The following is an 18,048-nucleotide window of genomic DNA, read 5'->3' as shown; positions in this document are numbered from 1 at the left end:
AGGCCGGGCCGGTCAAGCGGATGTCCGGCGGCTGTGCGCCGCCGGACCAGGTTTCACGATCTCAGCCTACATGCCGAGCGAGGCCTTGTAGAGCTTGACCTGTTTGTCGCGGCCGATCTGGTCGGTCAGCTTCTCCCAGGCGGCTGCGATGGCGTCGGCGCCTTCCTGCGCCTTCATCTTGCCGGCAAAGGTGTTGGCCAAAATGTCCTCGGCGGCGCTGTAGTACTGGAATATGCCGGGGATGCGCGGCTCGATCGCCGCGTTGGGATGGTTGTAGCTGTCGGCTTCCGACTTCAGATACGAGGTGATGAACGCCTCGTCGTAGCCCGCCGCCACCCATTCCGGAATGTTGAAATGCGAGTTGCGATAGGGCTGGAAACCCGACGGATAGGCCGCGCACCAGAGCGACAGGTCCTTGCCGCCGAGATGGGCAGCGGCAGACCATGCCGCCTTCTTCTTCTTTTCGTCGCTGTCGACGCGGGCCATGACGTAAACGCCCCAGCCGAGATAGGCGCAGTTCGGCGCATGGTTCGGGCCGCTGGCGAGCTTGTCCCACTGGCCGGTCTTGGAGTTGTAGACATCGTCCGAGCCCGGCAGGATCGAGAAGCCGGTGATGTCGCCGACGACCGAGGAATCGTTGGTCTTGACGTTCGAACCGACGTCGCCCCACCAGGTAACCATCGAACCGGTGCCTGCCAAGAATTGCTGGAAGGCGGTGGTGTTCGGGTCGGCGTTGATCTGGTCGGCAGGTTCGGAGGGCAGGGCATCGATGACGTCCTGGATCGCCCGCACCCATGCCGGATTGTTGACGCGCGGCTTCATCGTGTCGGCATCGAACAGCCAGGCCTTGTCATCGGGATGCTTGGCGTAGGCGCTGGCGCGGCTGCCGAGGAAATAGAAGCCGAAACCGCCCCAGGGCTTGGGCGCATCGAGGTAGCCAAAGACATCCTGGCCCTTCACCTGCTTGCCCTTGAGGAATTTCGTCACCGCCTGCACCTGCTGCCAGGTCTTCGGCACGCCCCATTCGCCTTCTCCGCCGCCGTCCTTCCAGGCCTTGGCGAGGTCGGCATCGGCAAACACGTCGGTGCGGTAGTTGAAATTATGTGCGTCGCCGTCAACGGTCACGCGATATTGCTTGCCGTCCCATGTGCCCACCGGCGGCTGCAGATAGGCCACGACATCCTTCATGTCGATCTGGTCCTTGACCCAGTCCGGCATCTCGGAGGTGAGACCCTTGCCGCAGACGTCGCCTTCGAACGGTGCCCCCATTTCGATGATGTCGAAATCGACGGTGCCGGTCGCGATCGACTGCTGCAGGCGGGCGTTGTAGTCAGCCTGCGCCAGGTCGATCCAGTTGATCTTGGCGCCGGTATAGGTCTCCCACGGCTTCAGGAAGCCGCGAAACAGCACATTGTGCAGGTTCTGGTTGTTGAGGCCCATGAAGGTGAGTTCGACGCCGGCGAATTCGCCTTCCTTGACATTGGCCTTGGTGGCTCCCAGGCAAAGCTCGCCGACCTGCTGGAAATCGGCATCGGTCGGCTGACCCTTGCCGACACCCGGAATCTGCAGGATCTGCGCGCGCAGGTCGTCGGCGGCCGCAGCCGTGCGCGTCAGCGCACCAAGTCCGGCGCTTGAGGCCGCCGCGAGGGCGGCCATGCTGGCCGCTCCCTTCAGCACGTCGCGGCGGGTGGCCCCGGCGCGGACAAGTTGGTTATAAAGGCTGACTTTCATTTCGTTCCTCCCAGAAGGTCAATTGTGAATTGGTTCAGATGGTGGAGCGCCGATTATGTTCCCCAACGACAGCGACTCCGGTAAATAGCGGCCCGAATTCTCCCTCCCGCGACGCTTGGCATTCAGTGCCGGACAAGCGTACCGGTGCGCCCGGAACAGGGTCATAAGCCGGGCACTGTCACTATTCGCACAACGAAGTGCGGTGTCAACGTGAATGGGTTTTTTATCTATAAGAGACTGACTTGCCCTAGCCGTTTGCGTTGTTTAGCTTCACGGCAACTGAAGGGGGAATGATGGCTCAAGTCGCGATCCGCAATGTGGCCAAGGCGTTCGGAACCGTCAAGGTTCTGCACGATGTCAGCGTCGACATCGCCGACGGACAGTTCGTGGTGCTGGTCGGGCCTTCCGGTTGCGGCAAGTCCACGCTGCTGAGGATGGTGGCCGGGCTGGAAACGGTCTCCGGCGGCACCATCGCCATCGGCGAGCGCATCGTCAACCATTTGCCGCCGGCCAAGCGCGACATCGCCATGGTGTTCCAGAACTACGCGCTCTATCCGCACAAGACGGTCGAGCAGAACATGGCCTTTGCTCTCAAGCTGCGCAAAACCGACCCGGCGGTGGTCACTGAGCGGGTCAAGCGCGCCGCCGACATCCTCGACCTCAATCCCTACCTCAAGCGCTATCCGCGCCAGCTCTCTGGCGGCCAGCGCCAGCGCGTCGCCATGGGCCGCGCCATCGTGCGCAACCCGCAGGTGTTCCTCTTCGACGAGCCGCTCTCCAATCTCGACGCCAAGCTGCGTGTCCAGATGCGCACCGAGATCAAGGAACTGCACCAGCGGCTGAAGACCACCACCATCTACGTCACCCACGACCAGATCGAGGCCATGACCATGGCCGACAAGATCGTGGTGATGCGCGACGGTCGCATCGAACAGGTCGGCGCGCCGCTGGAATTATTCGACCGGCCAGCCAACCTGTTTGTCGCCGGCTTCATCGGCTCGCCCTCGATGAACCTGCTCAAGGGCGTCGTGCGCAAGGGCGACAAGCCCGTCGTCGAGATCGCCGGGACGCCGTTCCCGATTGCGGCGACCAGTGCCGTCGAGGATGGCCGTAATGTCGTCTACGGCGTGCGGCCCGAGCACCTCGAAATCCATCCCGATGGTGTTCCGGCGAAGATTTCGGTGGTCGAGCCGACCGGTTCCGAGACTTTGGTGTTCCTGCGCTTCGGCGAGGGCGAGATGGTGGCGCTGTTCCGTGAGCGCCACGACTTCAAGCCGGGCGACACACTGCACCTGAAACCGCGGCTCGACCAGGTGCATCTCTTCGACGCAGAGACCGGCAAGCGTCTCTGATTTCGCCCCAGCAAACTTCGCGAGGAATACCATGCTCAAAGGAATCAATCCGCTGCTCAATGCCGATGTGCTGCAGGCGCTGCGGGCGATGGGCCACGGTGACGATCTGATTATCGCCGACACCAATTTCCCGTCCGATTCGGTGGCGCGCCAGACCGTGCTTGGCCGGCTACTGCGCATCGATGCGTCGGCGGCCGACGTGGTCAAGGCGGTACTGTCGCTCTATCCGCTGGACACCTTCGTCGACGATGCCGCCGCGCGCATGGAGATCGTCGGCAAGCCGGACGACATTCCCGCCGTGCAGAAGGAAGTGCAAAAAGAGATCGATGCCGCCGAGGGCAAGGCCTGGCCGATGATCTCGGTCGAGCGCTACGCCTTCTACGAACGCGCCAAGAAGGCCTATTGCGTCATCCAGACCGGCGAGCGCCGCTTCTATGGCTGTTTTGCGTTCCGCAAGGGCGTCGTGCCACCGGATGCGGAGTAGCGGGATGCCGGCGAATCCGATCGTCATGAAGCCGGTTGTCATATTGGGCGTCTTCGTCGCCGATACGGCCTACCGCGCCGCCCGCCAGCCGCGCATGGGCGAGACGATCCTGGGCACGTCCTTCACGCTCGGCCCCGGCGGCAAGGGCTCGAACCAGGCGGTGGCGGCCGGCCGGCTCGGCGCCGACGTCACCTTTCTTACCCGCCTCGGCGTCGACCCCTTTGCCGATATGGCGAGACAGACCTGGTCGCACGCCGGCGTGAAGAGCGCCGTCATCGACACACCGGAAAGCTACACCGGTGCCGCCTATATCTTCGTCGAGGAGACGAGCGGCAACAACGCGATCATCGTCAGTCCGGGTGCGGCGATGCTGATCTCGCCCGCCGATATCGAGGCAAATGCCGGCCTGATCCGCGCGGCCGGCGTTTTCGTCACCCAGCTCGAACAGCCGATCGAGGCGGCGCTGCGGGCGCTGGAGATCGCGCGCGGGGCAGGGGTGACCACCATCCTCAACCCGGCGCCCGCGGCCAGGCTTCCGGACCGCATCTACACGCTTTGCGACTATGTCACGCCGAACGAAACCGAGGCCGAGGAACTGACCGGCATCAAGGTGTCCTCGATCGACGACGCCCGCCGTGCCGCCGACAGCCTGCTTGAGAAGGGCGTTGGGGCAGTCATCGTGACGCTTGGCGAAAACGGTGCGCTGCTGCACACGGCCGATCGTTCCGAGCATGTCGCAGCGGTCGCCGCCGGCCCGGTGGTCGAGACCACAGGCGCGGGCGACGCCTTCAACGGCGGCCTGGCTGCCGCGCTGTCGAGGGGGATCGAACCTCTGGAAGCGGTGCGCTTCGCCTGCGCCGTCGCCGGCATCTCGGTGACGCGCCCAGGCACCGCCCCGTCCATGCCGACGCTGCAGGAGGTCGAGGCGCTGCTCGCCGAGGGGTGAGACCGTATGGATTACATCATGAACGACGACGGTTTTTGACAAATCAACGTCGACATTTCTCCGACACCAGGGGACGTGACCCCAAAGGAGAAATGGCGCGAGTGACGGGGCTCGAACCCGCGACCTCCGGCGTGACAGGCCGGCACTCTAACCAACTGAGCTACACCCGCGCATGGACGAACACGTGTCAGCCGTGTTCGTCGTTGGGGCGGTGGATAAGGGGTAAGCCACCGGGTGTCAAGCGGACCCGGACAGCATAACAGCAAACAGCAGAAGGTTTTTTGACAAGCCGAACTTTGTTGCCGAAACCGGCTCCCGGCCAAGCCACTGGCCGCTCATTTGGCCTTGCGAAGCCGGTCCTAACTGCTTAAAGGTCCGGCCCGGAGCGGGCGATTAGCTCAGTTGGTAGAGCGCTTCGTTTACACCGAAGATGTCGGCGGTTCGAGCCCGTCATCGCCCACCATTTTCCTCGATGTGTTCAGTTTGGGCTACACCGCTCAAGCTGATCGCCAGGTGAGACGCATCCGACCACTGTGCTACTCGGACTTTGGTCTGATTCAAACTGTCTTTCCGCAGGGACTTAAGTCTGATCTGCTTGCCTCTCATGAGGGAAACGATTGCCGAAAGCTACAACTTGCAGTATCTCAATTGCGTATGGGCATGGGCGGGAGCGAAAATATTCCTGGATGGCTTGCGAGTCATCTTCCGGACGATCCCGTGATCGCAGGAGATCTCGCGGATAAGATATCGAAGGAAGCTGAAAAAAACCGGCTTCCAGGCGAACGGATTGTGAAGACAACCCGTAACGAAGAAGACACCTTCAAGAAAGAACAAGTCGAAGCTTATCCCGACGCCGCGGTTGCAGGAGTCTTTGCCAGCGGTTCATTCCTCGCCCTGTTGGTATTAGCCATTTATCTGCTTTATGTGCTCTCGATTGTGGCCGGGGGAACGGTCGCGGATGTTCCCCTGCCGCCCATACTGCACTAGTAGACGCTCCGCCAACACTCGGATTAGCCCCGCACCGTGTTGATGCTGGTGACTTTCGTGTCTGCGGTGGAGCACGCGACGAAGGTTTCGTTCCCGCGGCAAAGGTGTTCACGCGGGGCAACTGGCTGCTGCAGAACGGCAGCATTGTACGTCCATAGGCCTCCCGGTTCTTTGCAACTTGGGCGATTGGCCTGTCGCAGATCAGCCTGCAATCGCCGGAGCGTGAGCAATCCGTTTCGCCACATAAACACAACGCTTCGATGAATCAGCGTCCTGCACCACCTCAAATCCAATCGCCTTGTAGAACCTTAGCGCACCATCGTTCTCCGGCATGACTTCGAGGTGGATGCCGGTCGAGCCGCTCGCGGCAAGCCCCTGCTCGAGGAAGGCCATCGCGCGCCGGCCGATGCCTTTCCCGCGCGCTTGCGGCAACAGGTCGATATGGCCATGCGACGGATAGGCGGTCAGCGCAGGCGGAACAGCGAAATCGGGACGATGGACCCGATGCCGCGCCCAGTCGCTGCCGCGCCAGCGCGAGCTGTCGGGTCCGGGGTCTGCCACGCGCCGCTGAAGGTCGGGATACCAGTCTGATGCCAGGCTGGCATTGAAAGCGCCCGTATCGGCCGCGCCAAGCAGGTAGCCGGCCGCACCTGCGGGACTATCGATAATGAAGGCCAGCTCGGGTTCGAGCACCTGGTAGGGAATGGTGTAGAGGAGGCCGAGCAGTTCCGGGTCGTCCTCGCGGCCGCTGGCGTCCTTGCCGGCATCGCCGGTCTTGAGACAGATCATCGCAAGCGCTGCACGATCGGCGGTGGTCGCCCGGCGCAGGAAGAAACCGCCGCCGAAATCGAGGATCATGGCGGCAGCAGCCGGAAATCCTTGCCCTCGGGCAAAAGCTGCCCGCCGTCGACGATGATGGTCGTGCCCGTGATGTAGCTGGCATCGTCAGAGGCTAGGAACAGGAAGGCATTGGCCACATCGCGCGGGCTGCCGAGACGGCCGAGCGGGATGGCGTCTTCCATGTTCTTGATGAAGGCCGCACCGCGATGCTGCTCTATGCCTTCGGTCAGGATGTTGCCGGGCTCGACGCCGTTGACTGTAATGCCGTAGCCCGAGAATTCGAGCGCAGCCGAACGGATCAGCCCATTGATGCCGGCCTTGGTCGCTGAATAATGGCCGTGGCCGGGGCTGGTGACATGCGGGCCGGTGATCGAGGAGGTGAACAGCATGCGGCCAAAATGCTGTGCCTTCATCGGCACCAGTGCGGCGCGAGCAGCGATGAAGCTGCCGCGCAAGTTTACCGCCATGACCCGGTCCCAATCGTCGGGACTGGTGTTTTCCAGCAATTGCCAGGGATAGATGCCGGCGTTCTGGACCATGATGTCGAGCCGGCCGTGACGGTCGAGCGCCAGTGCAACAGCGGCCTCGGCATCGGCCATCTGCGAGATGTCGGTGCGTATGAAGGCGGCACCGAGCTCGTCCGCAGTCGCTTGCCCGACCTCAGCCTCGGTATCGGCCAGGACAAGCGTCGCGCCCTCTTCGGCAAAGCGTCGTGCGATGCCCTTGCCGATCCCGCGCGCACTTCCAACGATCAGCGCGACTTTGTCTTCCAGACGGCCGGTCATGCCAGCCTCTGGCGTATCGTCTGCTTGAACGCATCGAGCAGCACGGCGGCAAGCACCAGCACGCCATGGATCACCTGGGTGAAGTTGGCCGGCAGGCCCATCAAATTGATCGCCGTGTTGATGGCCGAGAGCAGCAGCACGCCGGCATAGACGCCGGGCAAGGTGCCGACGCCGCCCTTCAGACTGACGCCGCCGATGACGACCGCGGCGAAGGCATTGAACAACAGGCCGACCCCGAGATTAGCTGTCGCGCCGGAGGTACGGATCGCCAGCAGCCAACCGGCAAGGCCGGCGATGGCGCCGGCGAGAACGAAGGCTATGACCAGGTTGCGGTTGACGCGGATGCCGGCGCGAAAGGTCGCCGTCTCGTTGCCGCCGATCATGACCAGGTGCCGGCCGAAGGGCGTCTTGGCCATGATCAGCGAGAACACCACGAAGCACGCAATGGCGATCCAGGCAGTCAGCGGCAGACCACCCAGGCGCTGGATGGCGAACCAGCGGATTGCCGGCGCCAGGTCCTGTGCCGAGCGGCCACCGGAAATAACCAGCACCAGGCCGCGCACCCAGATGTAGGACGCCAGCGTGATGATGAAGGCGCTCATCTTCACCTTGACCACGAGGACGCCGTTGAAGGCGCCGATGAGGCCGCCGACGGCAAGCGCGATGAGCAGCGAAACCGGAACCATCAGCCATTGCGGCTGCAACTGGATGCCAAGGCCGATGCCCGACGAGCAGAACAGGATGCCGACCGCCATGGCGCTGAGCGCCGCGACCGATTCGACCGACAGGTCCATATGGCCGGCGATGATGACCAGCGCCAGGCCGATCGACATTACGCCGAGCACGCTCGACGCCTCGATGATGTTGGCGAAGATACCGAGTTGGAAGTAGTTCGGGATAAGGATGGAAAAGACCACCAGCACGAAGACCAGCATGAACCAGACAAGATTGTCGAGGATGAACTCGAGGGTTTGGCGCGTGCGGGGGTTCATCTCAGGATCCGGTTGGCGCCGACCCCGAAAAACCACTCGGTTTTCGGACTATCAGGCGTGGTTGAAAATTGCTGCAGCATTCCCGCGCGCGTCCGTTTGAACGCACCCGGGCTGCAGGGCTGGGCTCCGGGCCGGCATGGCCCGGAGCTTCTGGCGAGTTCGCTATTCGACCGGCTTTATGGTTTCGGTCGGCGGCTTCATGTTGCCCCAGAAGGCCGGGTTATCGACATTTTCCTTGGTGATCGCAGCGCCGGGGATCTTGATGTTCGGTCCCCACGCTTCCTTGGTCAGGGTTGATTTCAGGCCAAGCACATCATATTCGCCGGGCTTGATCTCCTGCTTGTTGACCACCTTGTCCATGAACATCGCGACCGCCGCGGCCTGGGCGTAGAGCGGCTGCTCGACTTCGACGTTGAGCCAGCCCTTGCGGATCAAGTCGAGGCCGACCGGAGCGCCGTTCGAGCTCATCAGCATGACGTCGCCCGGCTTCTTGCCGGCGGCCTCGAGCGAGGCGACGGCAGCGACCGAAAGATGCGCGGCATGGCTGAAGATCAGGTCGATGTCGGGGTTGGCGAGCAACTGGTCGTTCACGATGGTCCCGGCTGCATCCGCCGCCCATTGCATGGCCGGCAGCGAGATGATCTTGACGTCCGGGAACGCCTTCATTTTCTCCTCGAAACCCTTCTGGATGTCGAGCGTGTAGGGATCGCCCGGATCGCCGAGCACCTGCAGGATCTTGCCCTTCACCGAGCCGTTCTTCGCGGTCAGGAGCTTTTGCGCCTGGTCGGCGGCGACGTAGCCGATCTCGACGGTTCCGGCCACCGAGGTGAAGTCGGACGGGGTCGAGGTGATCTGGCGGTCGAACTCGACGACCGGGATGCCGGCGGCACGGGCCGCCTCGATCGACGGTTTCAGCGCATTGAAATCGACGGCGGCAAGGATGATCGCCGCCGGCTTCAGCGCGATGACGTCGTTCATCTGCGATTGCTGAGCGTCGGTCTTGTTGTCGGCGTTCAACGTCTTCATCTCGTAGCCGACCTGCTTCAGGAACAGTTCCAGCGCGCTCACCGAGCCGGTCTGGAACTCATCGAGCAATGTCGGCACCATGTAGTAGACGGTGCCCTTGGACTGGGCGAATGCCGGCGTGAGCGTGGCAAAGGCCAGTGCCAGGATACCGAAGACGGAAAGAAGTATTTTCTTCATGTCGTTCGCTCCTCTTGCGCCGGACCCCTCATTTGTCCCTCAGCTCGCCGGTCCGGCACCGGCGAGCGTCTCTCCGGTGATCATGTTGATCACCGCGTCGGGACTTGTTTTGTTGCGTGCGACATCGCCCGCCACGACGCCTTGCCGGATCACCACGATCCGGTCGGCGACCTGGAAGGCCTGTTGCATGATATGGGTGATGATGACGACGCCGATGCCCTGGCTCGCCACCTGGCGGATCATGTCGAGGCCGCGCCGCGTCTGCTCGACACCGAGCGCCGCGAACGGCTCGTCGAGAAGCACCAGCTTGCCGCCAAAATGCACGAACCGGTTGAGCTCGATGGCCTGCCGTTGGCCGCCGGAAAGATGCTCGACATTGGTGCGAAGCGAGGGAATGCGGGTGCCGGCGCTGGCCAGCGCCTTTTGCACCACCTGCTCCATGGCGCGCTCGTCGAGCACCGGAATGCCGAGAACCTTCCTGGTGATCTCGCGGCCCATGAAGAAATTGGCGACCACGTCGACATTGGTGCAAAGCGACAGGTCCTGGTAGACCGTCTCGATCCCCGCGGCCTTGGCCTCGGCGGGAGATTTGGCCAGGAATTCCTTGCCTTCGAACAGCATGCGGCCGGAGGTCGGCTCGAGGCCGCCGGCAATGATCTTGACCAGCGTCGATTTGCCGGCGCCGTTGTCGCCCAGAAGCGCCACCACTTCGCCCTTGTCGATCGAAAAGCTGATGCCTTTCAGCGCTTTGATGGCGCCGTAATTCTTGGCTACGTTGTCGAGCACCAGCAGCGGTTCGCTCATGCTGCGATCCCCTTGTTATGCAAGAGATCTCGTCCGCGTTCGCGCTCGGCGGTGAAGATCTGGCCGAAGCGTGGCGAAAGCACTCCTGAGACGGCAAGCGCGGCGGCGCCGCGCAACACCGCATGCTGGCCGCCGCGCGCGACGCTGACGCGGGGCGTCGTGCGATCGCTTCGCGCCGACACCGAATTGGGCAGGTGCACGGCCGCGCCGGCAAGCCTTTCGAGCAGCTCGGTGGACGCCAGCCCGCCGAGGATGATGGTTTCGGGATCGAACAGGTTTTCGATGATGGTGACGGCGTTGCGGAAGATCGGCGCAATCTCGCTCACCCACTCGGCGTCGGCGATGTTGCGGCGCCGCAGCGCCTCGAGCGAGAGATACCGTTCGAGGCAGCCGCGATTGCCGCACGGGCAGGGCTCCCCGCCTGGCACTGCGGGAATGTGGCCGATTTCACCGGCGTTTCCCCAGGCGCCGCGCAATGCCGCCCCGTCATGCACCATGACGCCGCCGAGACCGACGCCGAAATAAAGATAGTAATACTCGGAATATGCCGTTCCGAGGCCGTAGAGGCGCTCGCCGATAGCAGCCGCCGCCATATCGGTTTCGAAAAAGGCCGGCAGTCCGGTCGAGGCGGCCAGCCGCTCGCGCAGCGCCACATCCTTCCAGCCGGTCATGGTGGTCGGCCCGACAAAGCTCATGGACTCCACGCCGAACGGTCCGGGCAGCGCCATGCCAATGCCGAGAACGCGGCCACCGGGCCGCAATGCCGTCAATTCGAGCACCATGGCGCCGATCAGCTCGAAAGCGTGGTCGGGCGTTGCATTTGGGGCTTCGCGGTAGGTGCTCTCGATAACATCGCCGCTTAGGTTGATCAGGGCGGCATTGATGCCCAGCGGGGTGACGTGGATGCCGACGGCATAGCCGCCTTCCGGATTGATGCGCAGCGTTGCCGGTGGCAGGCCGCGCCCCTTGGGCTCTTCGCGCAGCGACAGCACGTAACCGTGCTCTTCCAGCTCGCGAACGATGGTTGACACCGTCTGCACGGTGAGTCCGACCCGCCTGGCGATATCGCCGCGGGCGATCGGTCCGTGAAGGCGGATGGATTCGAGCACGATGCGCCGGTTATACGGCCGCCCGAACTCCTGATTGGTTCCCCGCAGTGCCATGCCTTGTGCCCTCGAGAGAGGCCAGACTGGCACTGAAGATTTATTCAGTCAAATGGAATTCAAAAATAATTCGCCTGTGGCCAAGGTCCTTTTAACGCCGGCGGATTCGCGCCCGCCGGCGGATGGGCCAACTCTGGCAATTTTCCAGCATGAAGCGCCACCGGCTGGACGGGACGCCGGGCATGACCTTGGCCGGCATTCCGATCAGCGCCCTGAAGCCCATTTCGGAACCGGCTGTGAGCCGGCCAGGGATCGGAGTTCGTTGCGCCTTTCCGTTGCGGGGAGCATACTTCCTCTCGCCGGTCTGCGGGAGGAGATGCGATGCCGAAGCTGACCCTCGACGGGATTGATCTCGGCTATGAGGTGCGGGGCGACGGGCCGCCGGTTCTGTTCGTCCACGGCAGCGTCACGAACGGCATGATGACGTGGTCCGCGCAGCAACCGCTTGCGGAGCGCTGGAAGCTGGTTGTGGTCGACCGGCCGGGATACGGATCAAGTTCCCCTGCCGAACGCGAGGATTTCGTCGTCGACGCCAGACTGGTCGCCGGATTCCTCGATCGGACGCATGACCTCTGGGGCGAAAGCCGCGTCCATCTGGTCGGGCATTCCTATGGCGGCGTCATCTCTCTTCTTGCAGCAGCGATGCGCCCGCGAGCAATCCGTTCGCTCACGGTGATCGAGCCGCCGGCCTTTGACCTTGCGCGCGAGGATGTTGCCGTCAATGAACTCGTGACGCGCCTGAAGACCCACTGGCAAAGCGGACCGCGCGACGATCCCGCGCTTTTCTTGCGCCAGTTTCTCCATCTGGTCGGCTCGGCGATACAATTGCCAGACCCGCTGCCGCCCCCGCTCGCGCAAGGCGCGGCCATGCTCGTCGTCGAACGCGGGCCATGGGAGGCCGAAATTCCGCTTCGGCAACTTGCCGATGCGCCGTTCCCGAAACTGGTGGTATCCGGCGGGCACAGCGCAGCATTCGACGCCGTCTGCGACGTGCTCGAAAACGTGCTTGGTGCCGATCGTGCCGTGATCGCCGGCGCGGGGCACAGCGTTCAGCAGACCGGTGAGCCGTTCAACCGGCGGCTCGGCGCGTTCATGGCTGCTGCTGAGGGCTGAAAGCGATCTATCTCTGATATTGCCTGGCGGGCGGTTGGCGCGCGACAGGCTTCACGCCGAATGAATCGCCGGCTCTACAGATACCGCTCGACCTTCTTGCCGACGGTCAGGAAGCGCAGCGGATCGATCGCCTCGCCATTGTGGCGGACCTCGTAGTGCAGGTGCGGGCCGGTCGAGCGGCCGCTGTTGCCGGTCTTGCCGATGACGTCTCCGGCATCGAGCTTCTGGCCGACGGCGACGTCGATTTCGCTGAGATGCCCGTAACGCGTTACAAAACCGTTGCCGTGGTCGACCTCGATCATGCGGCCGTAGCCGCCGTTCCAGCCGGCCTTGACGACGACGCCGCCTGCCGTGACCTTGGCCGGCACACCGACCGGCGCCCTGAAATCCATGCCGGAATGCAAGGCGGCCGTGCCGAGGATGGGGTCGGTGCGCACGCCGAACGGGCTGGTGACGCTGCGGCCGGGGGCGGGGTTGGCGAGCGGCAGCCGGCGCGCTTCCTTTTTAAGATGATCCAGCGCGTCAAGAGCCTCGTCCAACTCCTTGACCTTGCTGTCGAAGACCAACGAGCTGTCGAGTGGTATCAGCGGGCCGCCGACGTCGCTCTTTTCGAATTCGCTGTCGACGGGCAGGCCGGCGGCCTCGAGCGCCTGCGAAATCGCGTCGGCGCTTTTGTAGGCATTGTCGGCAAGTGTGGCGATGCGGGTGAGCTGCTGGCTCTCGATGGCCTTCAGCGAGTTGTTGATCGAAACGAAGAGCTTGTCTGCCCGGTCGGCCGCGCTTTCGCTCGGCAGCGGATCGGCGCGGGTCGACCACAGCGAGAACGGCCTGGTGTCGTTGCTGGGAAGGGGGGCAGCAAGGCTGGCGACGGAATAGGCCATCGGCTGGATGCTGCCGGTCGCGTCGGCATGTTCGTCCGGCTTTGCCGTCGGCATGGGCGGCGTTGCGACCTCGTTTTCGGCTCGTTCGAGGATCGGGCCGAGACGGCCGTGACGCAGGCTGAGCTGGCTCTGCCGTTCCAGCAGCTCGCTGACCTTGGTTTCCATCAGTTGCTGATCGAGTAGCTGGCGGCTGGTGATGCGGTCGACCTGGCTGCGCAGTGCCGAGATGCGGTCTTCGTAGGTCTGCTGCATGCGCGCCTGCCGCGCCGTCGTGGCGCCGATTAGATCGTCGCGCAGCACCAGATAGGAGGTCGCCAGCAGGTAGCCGATGACGACCGCCGCCAGCGCCGAGCCGCAAAATGCAGCCAGCCACGGGCGTATGGTGAAATGCCTTATCTGGTCGCCCCGGGCGATGATGACCGTGTGGGGCTCTCTGCGTCTGCCGAAGACCGCTGACTGACTGGCTACGTTCACGGGACCAAGCTTTCGTTACGACACCAACGACAAGCCTGATTACACATTATTAGGGTTAACAAAGTTTTGCCGATCGAACGACAGGCAAAGGTCTTCGCGCAAAACGGGTATCGAATTACAGCGGCCTGGCGCAGCTCTCAAAGGGCGTGAACCGCCTCCAGCACCTCTTCGGCGTGCCCCTTGACGCGGACGTTGCGCCAGATCCTGGCGATGCGTCCGTCCCGGCCGATCAGGAACGTCGCCCGCTCGACGCCCATATAGGTGCGGCCGTAGAGCTTCTTTTCCACCCACAAATGGTAAGCCTCGATCACTTTGCGCTCTTCGTCGGCGACAAGGTTGACGCTCAGATCGTATTTCGCCTTGAATTTGTCATGTTTCTTGACGCTGTCCGGCGAGAGCCCGATGACGACAGCGCCGGCCTTTTCGAACTCCGGCTTCAACTGCGAAAAGCCGATCGCCTCGTTGGTGCAGCTTGTGGTGTCGTCCTGTGGGTAGAAATAGAGTACGATGGGTTTTCCCAGCAATGCGGCGAGGCTGAGTGAACCGCCGCCGTCGCGCGGAAGATCGAACTGCGGCGCAACATCGCCCACGTCGAGGCCAGCCATACCGATGCCCTTGTTTGAGGTTACGCGCCAGGCTGCATCGATATAATGTCGAGCGGGGATTCGTCCACGATCGAATTCGTTTCAACGGAAGATTGCGTGGATCAGGAGCTACCGCAGCACGAGAAGATCAGGTTCAGGCGTGACGAGATCACCGACCTGGGAACCTTTCCGTCCGCGTGCCGCGTCCCGCCGCTCGGCCAGGCGTCGATCGGTCGCGGCGTCCGTTTGATGGCGCGGCTGTTTGCCGGCCTTGTCGCCCTTGTGCTGCTGGCTGGCGCCGGCGTCTACGCGATCGGCGTGTCCGGCTTCGGCTCGGAGCGGCTTCGCGCGGAAGCCGAAACGGCAATCGAGAGATTGGCCGGCTTCGATGTCGACGTTGCCGTCGGGCCGGCCCGGCTGACGCTTGACGGGTCGAGCTTCATTGCGCTGCAGGTCAGCGACGTCAGCCTCAAGACCGCCGACGGCAAACCGATGGCCGATGCCGGCCGGGTCCGCTTCGGCATCCGGCTGATCCCGCTGCTTTCGGGCGAGGTACGGCTGACCAGCGCCCGGATTTCCGACGCGCACATCGTCATGGCCGCGATGCCGTCCGGCGGCGACTGGACGGCCGGGCTGCGCAACCAGGATGGCCTCATCGATCCGGAAAAACTTTCCGCCGCCGTCTTCGCCAACGTCAACCGCGCGCTCGATGCGGTGCGCGTGGATTCGATGCGCCAGATCGATCTGCGCAACGTCGAGCTGGCACTGCCCGAGACCGGATCGGTCAAGTCGGTCACCATCGCCGACGCCTCCGTGTCGCAGACGGGACCGGGAAGCATGGAGTTTTCATCCGATGCGGATGTCGACGGCAGGGGACTTACCATCGCCGCTTCCGCCACCCGCGATCCGGCGACGCGACGCATCACCACGCTGGATGCCAGCATCCAGGCGGCGGATGCCGAAGCTGCGGCAGCAGGCGGCAAATTGGGCGCGATCGCCTTGAAGCTGGCGGGGTCGGAAGGGACCGGCGACAACAGTTCGCGGCTGACCGCTGCCCTGTCACTGACCGGGTCGGTGCTCAATCTCGGTTCGCGCGGCCTGCTTCCGGCCGACATCGATCTCGATGCGACGCTCGTCGCCGGGTCGAACAAGATCCAGGTCGAAAGCTTGCTGGTGAAAACCGGCCGCTCGACCTTCGATTTCGCCGGTTCGATCGGCCCGAAGCCCGCTACCGGCGCAGCGGGCGAGGAGCCATCCTATCGTTACGACCTGACCAGCGACGGTTCGACCCTGGCGCCTTCGGATTCGCCGGAGCCGGCGCTCAGCTTCATTGCCCGTATTGCCGGCGTCTACCAGCCGACGAGCCAAAAGCTGGTCGCCGAGCAGATCGGCGTCCGGTCCGGACCGGGCAGCGAAGTGCTGGGCACGGCTTCGGTTTCATTCGTCGCCAACCAGGCGCCGGGCATATCGGTGGCGCTCAATGTCCACGACATGCCGGTCTCGCACGTCAAGCAATTATGGCCCTGGTTTTCGGCGCGCAATGCCAGGCTGTGGGTGCTCAAGAACCTGTTCGGCGGCCGCGTCGTCGATGGCAGCCTGCAGTTCCAGGTCGTGCCCGGACGGCTCGGCAACGGCGTGCCACTTTCGGCCGATGAAGTGTTCGGCCGATTCCAGGTCGAAGGATCGCGCTTCGACACGGCCGGCCGCATTCCGCCGATCCGCGATGCCGTCGGCGTCGTCGGCTTCCACGGCAATGACGTCGACGTCGCGCTGTCGTCGGGCAGCGTCTATATGCCGAGCGGCCGCACGGTGGCGGCGAGCAACGGCACGCTCACCGTCAAGGCGGCGAACCATCCGCCGGTGATCGGCGCGCTCGACATCGATGTCGCCGGCGAGGCGCCGGCAATCGCCGAGCTGGCATCCTTTGACCCGATCAACGCCATGCGCCATGTCGGCCTGCTGCCGGACGACCTGTCCGGCACGGTGACCGGCCACGTCAAGGCCGATATTCCGCTGCAGTCCGGTGTCGACTCTTCCAAACTCGATTGGCTGGTGGCGCTCGACTACAAGGACCTGTCGCTGGGCAAGCCGTTCGAGGGCCAGACGGTCAGCCATGCCGACGGCTCGATCACGGTCGCGCCCGACCGGGCGGTGATCTCGGCCAAGGCGCTGCTCAACGGCATTCCGGCCGAGCTCGACCTGATCGAGCCACTCAGGGATGGCGGCCCGCCGCGCAGTCGTAAAGTGGAGCTGGTGCTCGACGACAAGACGCGCGCCACCGCCATGCCTGGCCTGTCGACGCTGCTTTCCGGAACCATCAAGGTGGCGATCGACAAGAGTGGCACCGGCAACCAGAACGTGTCGGCCGACCTGACCAATGCCAGGCTGGACATTCCCTGGGCCGGCTGGAGCAAGGGCCCCGGCATTCCCGCCAAGGTGGTCTTCGCCATGGCGAAGACCGGCGACACCACGACGCTGTCCAATTTCGAACTCGACGGCAAGACCTTCTCCATCGACGGCAGCGCCGTGCTGGTCAACGGCGCCTTGTCCTCGGCCCGGTTCAGCAAGGTCACGTTGAACAGGGGCGACGACGTCGCCGTCTCGGTGAAGCGGTCGGGCAAAGCCTATGCGGTCGAGGTCAGCGGCAGCGCGCTGGACGCACGCTCGCTGATCAAGCAATTCACGTCCGATGTCGATACCGCCACCAAGACCACCGGCGTCGATGCGATCTCGGTCAGCGCCGACGTCAGCTCCCTGACCGGCTTCCACGACGAGGTGCTGTCGAATCTGAAACTCGACTACAGCGCCGCAGGGTCCCGGGTGAACGGGCTCAAGGTGAGCGCCACGGCAAGTTCGGGAGCCGCCATCACCATCAGCAACACGACCGGCGGCGGCCTGCGCACGCTCAACATGAAGTCGGCCGACGCCGGCGCCATACTGCGCTTCCTCAACATCTACGAGCATATGGAAGGCGGCTCGATCACGCTGGCGCTCACCGGGGCCGGCGACGGTCCGATGAAAGGCCAGGTCGACGCCAAGAACTTCTTTGTCGTCAACGAGCCGAAGCTCGCCTCGATCGTGTCGACGACGCCGGCCGGCGACAACCGCAGCCTCAACGAGGCGGTCAAAGGCAATCTCGACACGTCGAGGGTGAAGTTCGAGCGCGGTTTCAGCGAGATCGATAAGGGCAGCGGCTATCTCAAGCTGCGCAACGGCGTACTGCGCGGCTCGCGCATCGGCACCACCTTCCAGGGCACGCTCTACGACCAGAACAACAATATGGACATGACCGGCACGTTCATGCCGGCCTACGGCGTAAACCGCATCTTCGGCGAACTGCCGCTGATCGGCGCACTGCTCGGCAACGGCCGCGACCGGGGCCTGATCGGCGTCACCTACAGGCTCAAGGGCAACGCCAACAAGCCGAACCTGGAGGTCAATCCGCTATCGGTGATAGCGCCCGGGATTTTCAGGTCGATCTTCGAGTATCGCTGAGGTCAAAACCCAATTACCTCGAGCGACCGAGTTTTGATCTTAAGCGGCCGCTCGTCCGCCCCGCGAATTCACGCCCATGATCCAAAGGCGACTGACGTCCGCCCGGGCCTAAATGGCCGCTTTGCGCCTAATGCACGAACCCGCTTCGCGGGAGGGGCGCCTCGTTCTGAGATGGCGCGACTGCCATTTTGACTTGAGCGGGTAGAGGGGTCGA

At 63.6% G+C, this 18,048-nt stretch carries 15 protein-coding genes and 2 tRNA genes; 7 read left to right on the top strand and 10 right to left on the bottom strand.

The window, feature by feature from the left end; all coding sequences use genetic code 11:
* Positions 1 to 66: 66 nt before the first annotated feature.
* Positions 67 to 1,731: an ABC transporter substrate-binding protein gene (locus NKH60_RS17130; protein ID WP_023674663.1), complete on the bottom strand. Its 1,665-nt coding sequence runs from the start codon at positions 1,729 to 1,731 to the stop codon at positions 67 to 69.
* A 293-nt stretch (positions 1,732 to 2,024) separates the two neighbouring features.
* Between NKH60_RS17130 and NKH60_RS17125 the strand changes: the two genes are divergently transcribed.
* From NKH60_RS17125 to rbsK, 3 genes are read left to right on the top strand one after another with little or no spacing between them, the layout of a single operon-like run.
* The gene (locus NKH60_RS17125) at positions 2,025 to 3,083 is read left to right on the top strand and encodes an ABC transporter ATP-binding protein (RefSeq protein ID WP_352449436.1); all 1,059 of its coding nucleotides are present in this window, start codon (positions 2,025 to 2,027) and stop codon (positions 3,081 to 3,083) included.
* A 31-nt stretch (positions 3,084 to 3,114) separates the two neighbouring features.
* Positions 3,115 to 3,567 carry an RbsD/FucU family protein gene (locus NKH60_RS17120; protein WP_352471958.1) on the top strand — a complete coding sequence of 151 codons (453 nt, stop codon included), beginning with the start codon at positions 3,115 to 3,117 and terminating at the stop codon, positions 3,565 to 3,567.
* A 4-nt stretch (positions 3,568 to 3,571) separates the two neighbouring features.
* Entirely contained in the window at positions 3,572 to 4,513 is a 942-nt protein-coding gene (gene rbsK, locus NKH60_RS17115) for a ribokinase (protein WP_352833274.1), read from the top strand.
* 93 nt (positions 4,514 to 4,606) lie between these two features.
* On the opposite strand, the gene NKH60_RS17110 is transcribed toward rbsK, so the two are convergent.
* Positions 4,607 to 4,683 (bottom strand) — tRNA-Asp (locus NKH60_RS17110).
* A gap of 217 nt (positions 4,684 to 4,900) precedes the next feature.
* Here NKH60_RS17110 and NKH60_RS17105 point away from each other — a divergent pair.
* Together NKH60_RS17105 and NKH60_RS17100 are read left to right on the top strand one after the other, a co-directional pair.
* A tRNA-Val gene (locus tag NKH60_RS17105) sits at positions 4,901 to 4,976 on the top strand.
* A 20-nt stretch (positions 4,977 to 4,996) separates the two neighbouring features.
* Complete coding sequence (locus NKH60_RS17100; RefSeq protein WP_352769716.1) at positions 4,997 to 5,500, top strand: hypothetical protein; 504 nt, start codon at positions 4,997 to 4,999, stop codon at positions 5,498 to 5,500.
* A 201-nt stretch (positions 5,501 to 5,701) separates the two neighbouring features.
* Here the strand turns inward: NKH60_RS17100 and NKH60_RS17095 are convergent, their stop codons facing one another.
* The 6 genes from NKH60_RS17095 to NKH60_RS17070 all read right to left on the bottom strand — a co-directional run bounded on the left by NKH60_RS17095 (position 5,702) and on the right by NKH60_RS17070 (position 11,287).
* Entirely contained in the window at positions 5,702 to 6,358 is a 657-nt protein-coding gene (locus tag NKH60_RS17095) for a GNAT family N-acetyltransferase (protein WP_352769713.1), read from the bottom strand.
* A complete protein-coding gene (locus NKH60_RS17090) occupies positions 6,355 to 7,125 on the bottom strand; it encodes an SDR family oxidoreductase (protein ID WP_352766855.1) in 771 nt (256 codons plus the stop codon). Before NKH60_RS17090 ends, NKH60_RS17095 begins: the two co-directional genes overlap by 4 nt.
* Positions 7,122 to 8,117: an ABC transporter permease gene (locus NKH60_RS17085; protein ID WP_352833269.1), complete on the bottom strand. Its 996-nt coding sequence runs from the start codon at positions 8,115 to 8,117 to the stop codon at positions 7,122 to 7,124. Before NKH60_RS17085 ends, NKH60_RS17090 begins: the two co-directional genes overlap by 4 nt.
* Before the next feature lie 162 nt (positions 8,118 to 8,279).
* The gene (locus NKH60_RS17080) at positions 8,280 to 9,320 is read right to left on the bottom strand and encodes a sugar ABC transporter substrate-binding protein (protein ID WP_292663104.1); all 1,041 of its coding nucleotides are present in this window, start codon (positions 9,318 to 9,320) and stop codon (positions 8,280 to 8,282) included.
* Between the two features lie 39 nt (positions 9,321 to 9,359).
* Positions 9,360 to 10,124, bottom strand: coding sequence for an ATP-binding cassette domain-containing protein (locus tag NKH60_RS17075; protein WP_352872773.1), 765 nt, complete (start codon positions 10,122 to 10,124; stop codon positions 9,360 to 9,362).
* On the bottom strand, positions 10,121 to 11,287 hold the full coding sequence (locus NKH60_RS17070) for an ROK family transcriptional regulator (protein WP_352833266.1): 1,167 nt from the start codon (positions 11,285 to 11,287) through the stop codon (positions 10,121 to 10,123). Before NKH60_RS17070 ends, NKH60_RS17075 begins: the two co-directional genes overlap by 4 nt.
* Before the next feature lie 321 nt (positions 11,288 to 11,608).
* On the opposite strand from NKH60_RS17070, the gene NKH60_RS17065 reads away from it, so the two are divergent.
* A complete protein-coding gene (locus NKH60_RS17065) occupies positions 11,609 to 12,400 on the top strand; it encodes an alpha/beta fold hydrolase (protein ID WP_352501558.1) in 792 nt (263 codons plus the stop codon).
* 74 nt (positions 12,401 to 12,474) lie between these two features.
* On the opposite strand, the gene NKH60_RS17060 is transcribed toward NKH60_RS17065, so the two are convergent.
* Both NKH60_RS17060 and NKH60_RS17055 read right to left on the bottom strand, forming a co-directional pair.
* Positions 12,475 to 13,755 (bottom strand): M23 family metallopeptidase, encoded by a 1,281-nt coding sequence (locus tag NKH60_RS17060; protein WP_352833263.1) that lies wholly within the window; start codon positions 13,753 to 13,755, stop codon positions 12,475 to 12,477.
* A 137-nt stretch (positions 13,756 to 13,892) separates the two neighbouring features.
* Positions 13,893 to 14,360 (bottom strand): peroxiredoxin, encoded by a 468-nt coding sequence (locus NKH60_RS17055; protein ID WP_352471944.1) that lies wholly within the window; start codon positions 14,358 to 14,360, stop codon positions 13,893 to 13,895.
* Between the two features lie 96 nt (positions 14,361 to 14,456).
* Here NKH60_RS17055 and NKH60_RS17050 point away from each other — a divergent pair, with 96 nt between their 5' ends.
* Positions 14,457 to 17,834 (top strand): hypothetical protein, encoded by a 3,378-nt coding sequence (locus tag NKH60_RS17050; RefSeq protein WP_352833260.1) that lies wholly within the window; start codon positions 14,457 to 14,459, stop codon positions 17,832 to 17,834.
* Positions 17,835 to 18,048: the final 214 nt, after the last annotated feature.

It is taken from the genome of Mesorhizobium sp. M1006, from assembly GCF_040318825.1.
Taxonomy (GTDB): Bacteria; Pseudomonadota; Alphaproteobacteria; order Rhizobiales; family Rhizobiaceae; genus Mesorhizobium.
This window is presented reverse-complemented; position numbering and strand designations above follow the sequence as displayed.